Here is a 14,143-nt window from a genome sequence, read left to right as displayed (position 1 = left end):
TTCTGAACATTGGAAGCCGGGTGTTCTTGGTGTCAGGAACCAGGCATCTGGAACTGAGGAGGTTATCACCATGAAACTTGTCCTTCGTCTCCTTGGCGTAGCGGCACTGATCGCGTTGGGAGTGATTATCTACCGCGCCGTTCGCCAGTATCGTGAAGACAGCGTGTTCGATCTGGGATCCAGTCCGCAATCACAGCCATCGTCATCATCAAGCAGCGAGCCGCGCAGCATCAGCCCGGAATTGCTGGCGATTCTCGCCGATCCGGGCGATAAGGGACCGGTCGAGTTGATGAAAGACAGTGAAGGAAAGGAGTGGCTGGTCAATCGTCGCAACGGGTATCGCTACCCGATCGAGGATGGCATTCCGATCATGCTGCTCGAAGAGGGAGAAAAGAACCGCGACGAAAGCCTGATTATCAGGCAAGAGTAACACTGCCCAAACGGTTCGGCATTTGTCTGCCAGACGCCGAGAGCGCCGGGAATAGCAGTCTCTCTTCCCGGCGTCTCTACTTTTGTTCTCGGTTCTCAGTTCTCGGTTCTCAGTTCTCAGTTCTCGGTTCTCAGTTCTTAGTTCTCAGCAATGACAACGTTTTTCACCGGCGCTTCGTACCCGCTGCGTGCTCTGGGTGTGCTCAGCCGTCACCCGGCGCTGTGGAAATACATCATCGTTCCGGTTCTGCTGAATGTGCTGATCGGCGCAACCCTGTACGCCGGTTTGCTCTTTGCCGGACTTCGCAGCATCGACGCATTGATCGCCGGTCTGCCCGAATGGGTGACGGTGATCGCCTGGCTGTTGCGCGCGTTGCTGGTCGTCGCGCTCCTGATCGCAACCGGATACCTGCTGGTGCGTTTTGGCGTCGTCATTGGGTCGCCGTTCTACAGCCGTCTATCAGAACGGCTCGAAGAGTACCGCAGCGGTGTCGCTTTCGATGCTCCGCCGCCAACGGTGGGCAATGTGACGCGCGATATTGCCCGCGCGATCCTGTTCGAGCTCAAGAAGTTGATACTGGCGCTGCTCATCGGTGCACCAACCCTGCTCCTGAACCTGATACCGGTCGTTGGGACGGTACTGGCAACGGCAGGCGGCATTGCGCTTGGTGCAACCATTTCGTGCCTCGACTTCTTTGACCCGCCGCTCGAACGGCGGCGGTTGCGGTTTCGCGAGAAACTGGGATTCATCCGGCGGGGCTTGCCTGCCACTGCCGGGTTTGGCTTGATCTGCCTGGGGCTGGTCAGTATTCCTTTCCTCAATCTGTTCGCCGTCCCGCTCTGCATTACGGCTGGCACCCTCTTCTACTGCGACCAGAGCGCCGATCATCGCGGCGCCTGAATTGCGCTGGCGCTTCCTTCTGCAATCAGTGCCGTGGAGTGCAGTGCGATGATGAGAGTTGACACCTTCCTTACCCACAACGGTAAGGATCTCGCTACCATACATTAGGTTAACATACCCTTGACGGATAACCGGGTTGTGTGTAAACTCTTTTCATACTGCTCTCCGTCTCAAAGCTTCTGTTTCAAAGGAGCCAGCGGTGACCTGCTTCGAGGCGCATTTCGGCGCTCGTTGAGCATAGACTGTTATCCTGGACTGCCAGGCTGAAATATACCTTCAGTGGATACTTTCTTACGCCGGTACGCTCATCATTGAGCGCCTCGATGGAAGGGGGACTGATCGTTGTGCGCTCACAGGCGGCTTATGCGTATCTGGCGCCTGATCCATGCTGGCGTTGGTTCACGTTTGTGTATCCGGTTGCAGAAAAAGGAGTACGTGTATGCTCAAACGAACGCTGGTCATCCTCTGGTCGATCATGGCACTGGCGCTGGCGGCATGTGGACAGACGACGCCCGCAGCGCCCACAGCAGCGCCAGGTGCACCTACAGCAGCGCCTGCGCCCACGCCCGCACCAACTGGCGAGAAACTTCGACTGATTATTGGCACCGGCGGTACTGGCGGTGTGTTCTTCCCCTACGGCGGCGGTCTGGCGCGGATTCTTACCGAAAAGATGCCCAATACTGAAGCAACGGCTCAGGAAACCGGCGGCTCAGTCGATAACATGAAACTGCTTCAGAGCAATGAAGCACAGATCGGCTTTACCACCGCCGACTCAGCGTATGACGGGATCAACGGACTGGCGGCATACCAGGCGACAGGTCCGGTTCCAGCAGCGACGATTGCCGTCCTCTACCAGAGTTTCATTCACGTGGTCGCGCGCGCCGACTCGGGCATTACCAGCATTGCCGATATGAAGGGGCGCCCCGTATCGATCGGTTCAGCCGGTAGCAGCACCGAGACAGCCGCCATTCGTCTACTGGAGGCAGCCGGTCTCAAGCCCGAAGATGTCATCCGCGAGAACCTCGGCGTCGCCGACTCGGTGGCAGCCATGAAGGATAAGAAGATCGACGCCTTCTTCTGGATTGGCGGTCTGCCAACCGCAGCAGTCACCGATCTGGTAACGACCGAGTCCGTCGTGTTTATTGATACAAGCGCTCTATTGAAACCGATGGTCGATAAGTATGGTCCCATCTATTCGGCAACTGTGCTGCCGGGCGGGACGTACAAAGGAACCGATCAGGATGTGCCCGGTATTGGCGTGGCAAACCTGCTCGTTGTACGCGAGGATATGCCCGCCGATCAGGTGAAGGGCATCCTGACGACCATCTTCGACAACCTGGAGGAAGTGCATCAGATCCATCCGGCAGCGCGCACGCTGTCGCTGGAGTCGGCGGTTGAGGGCTCGTCGATCCCGTTCCATTCGGCAGCAATCGAGTTCTACAAAGAGCGCGGCGTCTGGAAAGAGTGATGTGATGCTGGAGCAGGTGTGCGGGGCGACGGTTGTATCGTCGCCCCGCGTCTCACAGGCGGAAATCTGTATTGATGACGATTGCCCGTTCAGCGAGCCTGTTAGCCGATAGATGCACCGGTTGAGAATCCCGGTATCACTCACAGAACAAGCGCACAAGGGGGAGCAGCATGAGCATTGCCGCCAACGCTCAGAACAATGAGACGCCTGACACGAACGAGGTTATCAGCCAGGAGAAGGTCGAGCAACTTATCGAGGAGTTCGAGAACGAAGCGGCGACACGTAAACTGAGCGGCGCATGGGCGTGGATTGCCGGAATTGTTGCGGCAGCGCTCTCGATCTACGCGCTGTACTGGACGCAGGCGATCATTACCACGCAGGTCTATCGCGCCACATTTCTGATGCTCGTTCTGGCGTTGACCTTCTTCTACTTTCCGTTGCGCAAAGCGGCGCGCGCGAAGGTTCCCTGGTATGATGTCGTGCTGGCAGCGCTGGGCGCTGCCAGTATGATTTATCTGAGCCTCAATTTTCGTGAGGCATTGCAACGTGTGACGCAACCCACCCCGACCGAACTGGTCATGGGCGCCATTATGTTGCTGCTGGTGCTGGAAGCCACCCGGCGCACAACTGGGATGGCGCTGACGCTGGTGGCGATCTTCTCGATCCTCTATGCCTTGTTCGGGTATGTCTTTCCTGAACCGTTCGACCATCGCGGCATCTCACTGCAACGTCTGATCGGCACCAACTATCTGACGTTGCAGGGCGTGTTTGGCGTTCCGCTCGATGTCGCCGCTACCTTTATCGTGTTGTTTACCATCTATGGCGCAGTGCTGGAGTACAGCGGCGCAGGGAAGTTCTTCATCGACTGGTCGTTCGCAGCGCTGGGCAAATCGAAGAGCGGCGCCGGTCCGGGGCGAACCGTAGCGGCTGCCGGGTTCCTGCTGGGCACTGTGTCGGGCAGCGGTGTGGCGACGACCGTGACGCTGGGGTCGCTTTCGTGGCCTATGCTGCGCAAAGCAGGGTACGACAAAACCGTCGCAGCCGGGATGCTGGCGGCATCAGGGATCGGGGCCACGCTTTCGCCGCCGACGCTTGGTGCGGCAGCGTTCCTGATCGCCGAGTATCTCGATATTTCGTATCTCGATGTGTTGATCATGGCGATTGTGCCGACGCTGCTCTACTATCTATCGATCGTTCTGATGATCGAAGCTGATTCGCGCCGGATGAAGACGCAACCGGTGGAGTTCAAGACCGAGCCGCTCTGGGATCTGACACGCAAGTTTGGCTATCATTTCTCGTCGCTGTTTGCTGTTGCAATCCTGATGGCGTTTGGCTATACGCCGTTCATGGCGGTCTACTGGTCAATTGTCATCGCTTTCTGTCTCAGCTTCCTTCGCCCTGAGACGCGCCTCTCGTCACTGAAAGCGCTGGCTGCTGGCGTTGCGCTGGCGGTCGTGCTGATGGCGCTGGAGAGGATCGGCGTGCTGCAGCGTATGAATGAATCGGTGGCGGTCTTCTGGGGGTTGATGCTGACGGTTGTGATTGCGGCGGGTATGGCGCTCTATAAGCGGGTGCGCGCCATTCCAGGCGAAGACGAAAATATGCGCATTCTCCGCGCGCTTGAATATGGCGGGCGGAGTGTGGTGTCGATTGCTGCGACCACTGCCTGCGCCGGCATCATCGTCTCCGCAGTGACATTGACCGGTCTGGGGTTGAAGATTTCGGGCATGATTGTGAGCCTGGGCGGCGGTTATATCCTGACAACGGTCTTCTTTGCGGCAGTTGCAGTCTGGATTCTGGGGCTGGCAGTGCCGGTCACGGCATCGTACATTCTGGCGGCAGTGATGATTGTGCCGGCGTTGCGGCAGGTGGGGGTGCCGGAGCCTGCTGCGCATATGTTCATCTTCTACTACGCAGTGCTTGCCGATGTGTCGCCGCCGACGGCGCTGGCGCCGATGGCAGCCGCAGCAATTACCGGCGGTCGTCCGTGGCCCTCGATGTTCATGGCATGGAAGTACTGTCTGCCGGGTTTTCTAGTGCCGTTCATGTTTACGATGACGATCGATGGCACGAGTCTGCTCCTGTTGTTGCAGCAGGTCGGTCAGGATGCGGGCAAGGTGGCGCTGGCATTCGAACCTGCCTGGTATGAGGCGTTTGCCGCTGGCGGATGGGTGACAATTACGGTCACGTTTCTGACCAGTTGTGTGGCGGTCGGTGCGCTTGCAGTCACGTTTGGCGGCTGGTTGATCCGTCAGGCGAACCTTGTCGAGCGCATCATTATGGGCATTGGCGGTCTGGCGATGCTGTACGCCGACCTGGGTGCGGATGCTGTCGGGTTTGGGCTGTTTCTGGTCGGGTTGCTGATCCACGTGGTGCGGGTGCGTCAGATGCGTCAAACTGAGCCGGTCGCTGTCGCCGCAACGGAAGCGGAAACGCTGCGCGAACGGTCGGTCGGGTGACGCCTGATATCACATCTTGATCGATAGCACGCATTCCTGTCGGGGCAACCTGGCGTCGTTCTGGAATGGTCCTGGTACGCTGGAATACTGCGCGTCCCTGCACCGCCTGGGAGCGCGGGCGTCTCGCCCGCGAGCCGCACCCCGGCTGGAAGCGCAGGCGTCTCGGCGGTCGATCTCCCGTCCCCCTGTCTCGCCCGCGTGCCGCACCCCGGCTGGAAGCGCAGGCGTCTCGGCGGTCGATCTCCCGTCCCCCTGTCTCGCCCGCGAGCCGCGCACCGCCTGGGGGCGCGGGCGTCTCGGCGGTCGATCTCCCGTCCCCCTGTCTCGCCCGCGTGCCGCGCACCGCCTGGGAGCGCGGGTGGCTCGCCCGCGTGCCGCGCACCGCCTGGGGGCGCGGGCGGCTCGCCGGTCGCTCTCCCCGACCCCTGTCTCGCCCGCGAGCCGCACACTGCCTGGGAGCGCGGGCGTCTCGGCGGTCGCTCTCCCCGACCCCTGTCTCGCCCGCGAGCCGCACACTGCCTGGGAGCGCGGGCGTCTCGCCCGCGAGCCGCACCCCGGCTGGGAGCGCAGGCGTCTCGGCGGTCGATCTCCCGTCCCCCTGTCTCGCCCGCGAGCCGCACACCGCCTGGAAGCGTGGGCGTTTCGCCCGCATGCCGCGATGCGCCCCATCACAGGAGCGAGGGCATCGTGCCCTCGGCTGCCCCGCGAATAAATCGGCATTCGCCCGCTTGCCGTGGGGCTAATCCGGTATGCGCCTTGTGCCGTCGGGCTAGTGGGAGATTAAGAATATAAACAGGTATTCACCCTTTGCCGTCGGGCTGAAGCCCTCGGCTATACGGGGCAAAGCCCGCCTGCGCGGGCGAGAGCGGATTATGTATTCAAAGACCATTATTTCGGCATAGAGGAGTTCTTATAGAGATCGAACACTTTGCTCGAAGCGGCCCCCCCCCACGCGGAAACGAGCGTCCCGTGCGACACGACAGACCTGGATGAGGGTCAATGTATCTGGGAACTGCTGTAATTCTTGGAAAAATATTCACTCAAGCACGCCCCTGGCAACGATGTTGTGGTGGTGCAGGATCTCGCGCAGGAATCGACCGGTGTGCGACTCCTCGATCAGCGCCACTTCTTCGGGTGTGCCGGTCGCCACGACTCTGCCACCCCCGTCGCCGCCTTCCGGTCCCATGTCGATGATCCAGTCTGCGGTTTTGATAACGTCCAGGTTGTGCTCGATGACGAGCACGGTGTTGCCTGCATCGACCAGGCGGTGCAGCACTGTCAACAGGCGTTGTACATCGGCGAAGTGCAGCCCGGTCGTTGGTTCATCCAGAATATACATGGTGCGACCGGTAGCAGTGCGCGCCAGTTCTTTCGCCAGTTTCACCCGCTGCGCCTCGCCGCCGGAAAGGGTCGTCGCCGACTGACCGAGTTTGATGTAGTCCAGACCGACGTCGTGGAGCGTTTGCAGGATGCGCCTGATGCGCGGCACATTGTCGAAGAACTCCAGCGCCGTCTGCACGTCCATGTCGAGCACGTCAGCAATGGACTTGCCCTTGTACCTGACCTGCAATGTTTCACGGTTGTACCGTTTCCCCTTACAGACATCGCAGCGCACCCAGACATCCGCCAGGAACTGCATGTCGATGCGCTTTTCGCCATTCCCCTCGCAGGCTTCGCAACGCCCGCCCTTCAGGTTGAACGAAAAGCGCCCGGCGTTGTAGCCGCGCAGTTTCGCCTCATTGGTCGAAGCGAACAGTTCGCGGATCAGGTCGAACAGTTTGACGTATGTTGCCGGGTTGGAGCGCGGGGTTCGCCCAATCGGTTGCTGGTCGATATCGATCACCTTATCGAGATGTTCCAGCCCACGCAATGTACGGAACGGTCCCGGCTTCAACTGCGCGCGGTTCAGGCGGTTTGCCAGCGCAGGGTAGAGCGTTTCGGTGATCAGCGATGATTTTCCCGACCCGGAGACGCCGGTCACGCAGATGAAGACGCCGAGCGGAAAACGAACGGTCACGTCGCGCAGATTATTCATGGTTGCGCCTTCGAGTTCGAGCCACGGACCATCCGCCTGGTCGGTTGCGTGATCAGTCCGGCGACGACGGCGCGGCGCGTCCTGCGCCGTATCGGCAACCGGGCGCACCCGCGCAGTGCGGCGCTGCTGCGGGATCGGAATGTCCAATCGCCCGGACAGGTATGCGCCGGTCAGGGAGCCAGGGTTTGCGGCGATCAGGTCAGGAGGACCGGCTGCGACCACCTCGCCCCCCTTGACGCCTGCCCCAGGACCGAAGTCGATGATCCAGTCAGCCGCCTGCATGGTTTCCAGGTCGTGCTCGACGACGACGACGGTATTGCCCAGATCGCGCAGTTTCAGCAGCGTATCGAGCAGTTTGCGATTGTCGCGCTGGTGCAGCCCGATGCTCGGTTCATCGAGGATATAGGTGACGCCGACGAGACCGGAGCCGATCTGTGATGCCAGGCGAATACGCTGCGCCTCGCCGCCGGAGAGGGTTGGCGCGGGGCGTTCGAGGGTGAGGTAATGCAGACCGACATTGAGCAGGAACCCCAGGCGCTCGCGGATCTCCTTGAGCACATCGCTGACAATCGCCATCTGGTAGTCGCTCAGTGGTGTCACACTGAGGTGGGGTATGGCGCCATTGCCTGCGACATGCCCGTTCAATGCCGCCAGATGCGACGGGTCTACCGGCATGCCGCTCAGGGCGTGCACCCATGCCATCGCACCGGTAATCGTCAGGCGCGTCACATCGCGCAGCGACCACCCGCCGACCCTGACCGCCAGGCTTTCGGGGCGCAGACGCGCACCGTCGCATGCCGGGCAGGGTTGTTCGCTCATAAAACTCTGGTAATACTCGCGGGTGTAATCACTGCCGGTCTGTTGATAGCGGCGACGAATTTCACTTGCCAGTCCCTCCCAGGGACGCATGAACTCACCACGACTATCACTGGTTTCGTCGCCCCAGCGAAAGCGAATTCGTTCCTTTCCGCTGCCATAGATAATGACGTGGCGTGCCTGCTCGCTGAGTTGTTCCCATGGCGTATCGAGATCGAAGCCGTAGTGATGCGCAATTGCCAGCAACGCCCGGTACCCCCACGAATCGCGTTTCTTGCGCAGTTCGCCCCAGTAGGTCACCGCACCCTCGTGCAGGGTCAATGATGGGTTGGGCACGAGCAGCAGCGGGTCCACCTCCATCCGAACGCCGAGACCGGTGCATTCGGGGCAGGCGCCCTGCGGACTGTTGAACGAAAACATCTGCGGCGACAGTTCAGGAAACGAAATGCCACAGTGGACGCAGGTGTTGGCTTCGCTCATCAACCATTCTTCTGTGCCACCGGATGGATTCTGGATGCTGATAACCAGTTGCCCCTCGCCAACACGCAGCGCCTGTTCGACACTATCGGTCAGGCGAGAGACGAATGCATCCCAATCGCTCTGCGCCCCTGCCTGCGCTTTTCCGATCGGGGCGCTCGGAACATGCGACTGATCGGTTGCACCTTCGCGTGCCAGTATGGTCAAACGATCAACCACAATCTCGATAGTATGCTTGACCTTCTTGTTGAGTTTGATTTCGCTTGCCAGGTCGCGTATTTCGCCATCGACGCGCACCCGCGCGAATCCCTCGGCGCGCGCTTCGGCGAACACGTCCTTGTACTCGCCTTTGCGTTGCGACACGAGCGGCGCCAGCACCATGAAGCGTGTGCCAGCCGGCAACGTCAGCACGCGGTTGACGATCTGCTCGGCGCTTTGCGAACTGACCGGTCGCCCGCACATGTGGCAGTGCTGCGTTCCAACGCGAGCGTACAGCAGGCGCAGATAGTCGTAGATCTCGGTGACGGTGCCGACGGTCGAGCGCGGATTCTTCGACGCGCTCTTCTGCTCGATGGCAATCGCCGGCGAGAGACCGCCGATGTAATCGACTTTCGGCTTCTCCATCTGCCCGAGAAACTGACGGGCGTATGCCGAGAGCGACTCGACGTACCGGCGCTGTCCTTCGGCATACAGCGTATCGAACGCCAGCGACGACTTTCCCGAACCTGAGACGCCGGTCAGCACAACCAGTTTGTCGCGTGGGATTTCGAGGTCGATGCCCTTCAGATTGTGCTCACGCGCACCCTTGATAACGATGGCGTCTTTTGCCATACTCCGGCGACCTTTCGCAAGACACGCAGCGTATCCGACCGAATCGGCGCAAATTCTGCTCAGGAAGATGATACGCTGACAGGTGATATGAACAGACGTGCGACAGTATAGCACTGCCCTGCGCCCGAGTCAATCCGGCGCAGAGCGTCCTGTCAATGAACTACGTTCCCGGATGCGTCCAGGGATGTTCGAGTATGGCGAGATCTGAACTGCCTGCCCGGATGGGGTGCTTATGGTCTTTGAAGAAATAATCCGGTATAGCCCGCGCAGGCGGGCTTTGCCTTGCCTGTCCGAGGGCTTTAGCCCCACGGCTAGTGCGGGATAGCGGATTTATTTCTCAATCTCCATCAGCTACCACTGCCGCAGGCGCTGCTTACGCTGGCGGTTGATGTCGTCTGTTTCTTGCGACTGGTGGTCGTCGAAATCTTCGTAGTATTTCCAATGCGCCTGACAGCGTTCTTGAGAGCCTGTTGCTGGTAATCCCAAAGGATTTTCTTGCAGGAAACAGAGGTCAGGTCAAAGTCCGCCCACGATGCCGGAAGGAGGTATACCTTCTACCAGGCATGCGCCGGAGACGGATTCTCATGGCAGGATATAACCCCCTTGCTGTAGTTTTTTGCGGATGAAATCCCTTATCCGCTCCGCCAGATTCACAGCACGCTGCGTTTCTTCCACGCTGGGGAAGACAACTGTATCGTAGCGAACTTCGACTGCATAGGAGGTCAGGTACGGAGCGCTCCATTCAATGAGCTGCCGGAACTCGGGATCTATCTGGACACAGAGACTGATTAAGAACGCGATATCGTGGGTTCGTGGGATTTCTTTTCCGTGAAAGATGAGAAACGCCTTCAGGTATTTTTCAGCGCACTGCTGCATATGGAAACAAATGGCATCTGTGGCGGGATCCTCAGTCACCAACTCGTCCCTGCCGATTTTGAGATCGCTTTCAGCCCTGCGTATTCAGAGAATGACCGCCTCTTCGTTCATACTGGCACTCCTTCTTTCAGCACATAGTAGGTGAGAAAACCGGTATTGCCTTTACGGGCCTGAACGAGCGCCTCTGACTGGAAGAGAACATCCGCGTAAAAGCCAAGTTCTGCAAATCGGCAGCTGAGCCTCGATGCAATCTCTGCCTTTTCTTGCCGAGAGGGTTCCCGGTCGGTGATGACAAAGAAGTCCCAGTCGCTGTCGGGGCGGGCGTCGCCGCGGGCCCGGCTACCGAAGAGCAGGATGCGAAGCACTCGATACCCTTCCTGCTCCACTTCCCCGGTGATGATTGCCCTGACTTGCGCTAACACATCTTGCATCGCTTCACCACAGAATGATATAGCCGTACTTTACCATGTCTTATTGTAGCACCATCTGCTTCTGGTGCAGCAGCTCGAAGTCGCGCCAGCGTGCGCAGACGACCTTCTCCTCTCCGGCGAAGTGCAGAACGGTTGACTGCGGGATCGCATGCATACGGACGGGATACCCGCGCATCCGGCATGTACCTGGTTCAATACGTCTGCGATCGCCAGTCAAGTCTGCGCCCTACCCGGAAGGCGACTTCGTGCGCGGGCATGCAGCGGCGTTGGGTGTCTTCCCTGACCAAGAGCGCACAGCAGTCAGGCGTATGCTGCGCACATCTCCATACACTCCACAGGAAAATTCCAGCTCAGCAACAGATGCTCATCAAGAAACACGATGGTCGAAGAATCGCCACGTCACCAGAACCGAAAGTGCGTACAGCGCCGCTGTCGCAACGAACAGCGGTCTGAAACCGTACCGTTCCTGAACGAACGTGCTGATCAGGGGTGCAATGAGAAACCCGGCGCTATATGCCGCCCCCAGCAGTCCAATCATGAACGGTCGCGCGCGCTCTTCGGTTTGTTCCATCGCATAGGCATCGTAGAGCGGCGCTGCCATATTGAAGGCAACGACGCGCGCCAGTGCGGCGATGATTGCCAGCCACAGGTCGGAGGCGGCGCCCAACAGAAGCAGGAGCGGAATCCCAACAGCGCGGGTCACGACCACGGTATGGATCTTCCCCAGGCGCGCCGCCAGTGCCGGACCGGTCAATGCCGCCAGTCCGGTCGCCACATCGAACCCGGCGAAAAGCGCACCGAGCGCGCGGTTGTCAAGACCAAACTGCTCGCGGAAGTAGAGGTTGAGATAGGGAATGAGCAGCGCTGCCCCCCATGAGATCAGGAAGGGCGGCAGCAAAAGTTTGACCACCAGCGCCGGTTTGCGCATCAGTGCCTGCAGCGGCGTGGGTAGACGCCTGAACCATGGTCGGGCACGAGCCAGCCAGGGAGGTGCGCTGCTGGAGTGCGCATCTGTTTCCGTCGGAGCGGCGACGCTTTCCGACGACGGTGACGCCAATGGATGCTCTGGTTCACGAAGCAGCAACAACGGCGGGAGCGATGCCAGTGCGCCGATCCCGGCAATGGCAAATACCGCGCGATAGGTCACGCCGCTGTCGGGCGGAACATTGAGCAGATACGCGACTGCATCGGCAAGGAACCCGGCGCCGAGGTTGCCAATGCCATTCAAGCCGATAGCGATCGCAGCGCTGGCGCTGAACAGATAATCGCGGGTTGCATCATTGCTGAGGCGCATCATGAGGGGCGCTGCCGTCACCTGCGCCAGCACCGCAGCCATTCCCATGAATGCGGCAGATACGATCAGCGACGCTGCCTGCGGCAGCGCGGCGAACAGCAGCAGCCCAACAGCGTACAGCACTACCGATGCCGCAAGCGCGCGGCGCAACCCCAGGCGCTGCACGCTTAACCAGAGCGGCAGGCTCAACAGCGCTGCCACACCCTGCGTCACCGTCTGCAAAATGCCAAGAAAACCGCGCGAATACCCCAGCGCCACAACTGCCAGGTTGTAGTACAGCACCACCACCGACAGGCTGAGCGTGAGGATCGCCAGGTGCAGGAGATAGCGACGCGCGCCAGTTTCTAGCGCGCGCCAGCGATGGATACCTGGTGCATTCAATGTCTCTACGTTGCCTGTCTCGCGCCTCTTGCCCGCGCCATGGCCCCGATGCCAGTCCGGGCGCTGCGGCGCTGCGCCTTTACGATGCCACCGGGCGCTGCGGCGCTGCGCCCCTACGATGCCACCGGGCGCTGCGGCGCTGCGCCCCTGCTTACTTACGTGAACCGATGCTCTTCCGGGTCGTTCGTATCGAACCCCACTGCATCGAGGCGCTGCCAGAGTTCGTCGGGGATGGGGATGCGCGCCAGTTCCAGGGTAGCTGCAATTCGCTCCGGCTTGCTGACGCCCACAACGGTTGATGTAATGCGTGGATCGCGCAGTGAGAACTGGAGCGCGGCAGCCGCCAACGGCACGCCGTACTCCTGGCAGATCGCTGCCAGGGCGCGCGTTCGTTCAACCAGCGCCGGCGGCGCATCCTGGTACGCATAGCGCGCATAGGCGTCCGGTCCCTTCGCCAGGATGCCGCTGCCATACGGCGCTGCATTGACCACGGCCACTCCGCGCCTGGATGCAACATCGAGCAGTGGTTCCGCCGACCGGTTCAGCAACGTGTAGCGATTGTGCGTCTCAACCGCCATAAATGCACCGGTTTCGACGTAACGGATGAGCATAGGAATCGGACCACCGGAAATGCCGATGTGTTCGATCACCCCTTCTGCCTGGAAACGCTGCAAGACCTCAAGTGGACCGCCTTTCCCCATCACATTCTCGAACGTCGTGTGCTCCGGGTCGTGGATGTACACGAATTGCAGGCGGTCGAGTCCCAGTAATGCCAGGCTGCGCTCGACCGAGCGCCGGATCTGGTCGCCGCTGAAATCGCCAGTCGTCAGATCGCGGTCGGCTTTGGTCGCCAGCACGAATCCAGGCGGAAGACCACCCAGGTTGCGCAATACGACCCCGATCCGGCGTTCGCTTTCACCATCGCCGTATGCCGCAGCGGTGTCCAGGAAATTGATCGGACTGCGGAACGCTTCGGTCAGGGTTGCAATCGCCTGATCTTCGGCAACACTGTAGGCAAAGGTTTCGGGCATATTTCCGAGTGGTGCGCACCCGATGCAGATCGGCGTTACCTGGAAACCAGTTTGACCGAGCGGGCGGAGCGGCAGGGAGTGTGATGCGTGTGTCATTGCAGAGAACCTGTGGCTGATGAAGGCGAAACCTGCCGACGATTATCGCAAGGGATCGGGCAGGTGTCAAACGGACGGGATGTTGAGCGTTGAACGTTGCAGGGTGCGAATGTTCTGGTAGAGACGATGCAATGCAACGTCGCCACGCCGAACGGTAAAGACGTTGCACTGCACCGTCGCCACACCGCAGCGCAACATCTTCTCACAGGCGTTCATTGTTGGAGCATTCCCCAAAGAAACGCCAGACCAACCAGTATCATCAACACGATCCAGACAGTGCCGAGCGCGATGCCCGACCACGCCAGCAGTTTTCCCTTCTCAGCGCCCTCTTTCCGCCTGATCTCCCTGAGCGCAAGGATGCCTGTCACCACTGCTGCAATCATACAGAAATTGCGCAGCGGTATAATCACCCGGTCAATCAGCGTTATGATCAGATCATGTGCAGTCAATCCGAAGCGGAGCAACCCAAACATCCCGGCCATGCTAAGAAGGGACAGAAATCCGCTCACAAAACTGACAATTGCCAGCCGGTTGGTGGGGGTAGGAGTGTTCATGACAGTTGTCTTTCGCCTTCAAATGGGCAACGGGCAACAGTCAAACGTTCGCCGCCCAACTTCA

11 protein-coding genes are annotated in these 14,143 nt (G+C 60.0%); 4 read left to right on the top strand and 7 right to left on the bottom strand.

All coding sequences use genetic code 11. The features are described 5' to 3' along the window. Positions 1-70 precede the first annotated feature (70 nt). The 4 genes from ROSERS_RS17750 (at position 71) to ROSERS_RS17735 (ending at position 5,257) form a co-directional block, all read left to right on the top strand. Complete coding sequence (locus ROSERS_RS17750; RefSeq protein WP_011958142.1) at positions 71-430, top strand: Trm112 family protein; 360 nt, start codon at positions 71-73, stop codon at positions 428-430. 150 nt (positions 431-580) lie between these two features. Next, positions 581-1,330: an EI24 domain-containing protein gene (locus ROSERS_RS17745; RefSeq protein ID WP_011958141.1), complete on the top strand. Its 750-nt coding sequence runs from the start codon at positions 581-583 to the stop codon at positions 1,328-1,330. Between the two features lie 439 nt (positions 1,331-1,769). Then, the gene (locus tag ROSERS_RS17740; RefSeq protein WP_011958140.1) at positions 1,770-2,798 is read left to right on the top strand and encodes a TAXI family TRAP transporter solute-binding subunit; all 1,029 of its coding nucleotides are present in this window, start codon (positions 1,770-1,772) and stop codon (positions 2,796-2,798) included. Positions 2,799-2,968: 170 nt separating this feature from the next. After that, entirely contained in the window at positions 2,969-5,257 is a 2,289-nt protein-coding gene (locus ROSERS_RS17735) for a TRAP transporter permease (protein WP_011958139.1), read from the top strand. Between the two features lie 1,036 nt (positions 5,258-6,293). Here the strand turns inward: ROSERS_RS17735 and uvrA are convergent. From uvrA to ROSERS_RS17705, 7 genes are all read right to left on the bottom strand, one after another. Then, positions 6,294-9,416 (bottom strand): excinuclease ABC subunit UvrA, encoded by a 3,123-nt coding sequence (uvrA, locus tag ROSERS_RS17730; RefSeq protein ID WP_011958138.1) that lies wholly within the window; start codon positions 9,414-9,416, stop codon positions 6,294-6,296. Between the two features lie 582 nt (positions 9,417-9,998). Further along, positions 9,999-10,376 (bottom strand): HEPN domain-containing protein, encoded by a 378-nt coding sequence (locus tag ROSERS_RS17725; RefSeq protein ID WP_041334031.1) that lies wholly within the window; start codon positions 10,374-10,376, stop codon positions 9,999-10,001. 23 nt (positions 10,377-10,399) lie between these two features. Continuing rightward, a complete protein-coding gene (locus ROSERS_RS17720) occupies positions 10,400-10,723 on the bottom strand; it encodes a nucleotidyltransferase domain-containing protein (protein WP_011958136.1) in 324 nt (107 codons plus the stop codon). 367 nt (positions 10,724-11,090) lie between these two features. Beyond that, entirely contained in the window at positions 11,091-12,398 is a 1,308-nt protein-coding gene (locus tag ROSERS_RS17715) for an MFS transporter (RefSeq protein WP_011958135.1), read from the bottom strand. Positions 12,399-12,553: 155 nt separating this feature from the next. Further along, positions 12,554-13,525, bottom strand: a complete 972-nt coding sequence (locus ROSERS_RS17710; RefSeq protein ID WP_011958134.1) for an aldo/keto reductase — start codon at positions 13,523-13,525, stop codon at positions 12,554-12,556. Between the two features lie 66 nt (positions 13,526-13,591). Then, entirely contained in the window at positions 13,592-13,741 is a 150-nt protein-coding gene (locus tag ROSERS_RS26185; RefSeq protein WP_157041141.1) for a hypothetical protein, read from the bottom strand. Then, positions 13,738-14,079 carry a DUF4190 domain-containing protein gene (locus ROSERS_RS17705; protein ID WP_011958133.1) on the bottom strand — a complete coding sequence of 114 codons (342 nt, stop codon included), beginning with the start codon at positions 14,077-14,079 and terminating at the stop codon, positions 13,738-13,740. Before ROSERS_RS17705 ends, ROSERS_RS26185 begins: the two co-directional genes overlap by 4 nt. Positions 14,080-14,143 lie beyond the last annotated feature (64 nt).

The organism is Roseiflexus sp. RS-1 (assembly GCF_000016665.1).
In the GTDB taxonomy this organism is placed as follows: Bacteria; Chloroflexota; Chloroflexia; order Chloroflexales; family Roseiflexaceae; genus Roseiflexus.
Note: the sequence above shows the minus strand (reverse complement) of the source record. Positions and strands in the feature narration are given on the sequence as shown.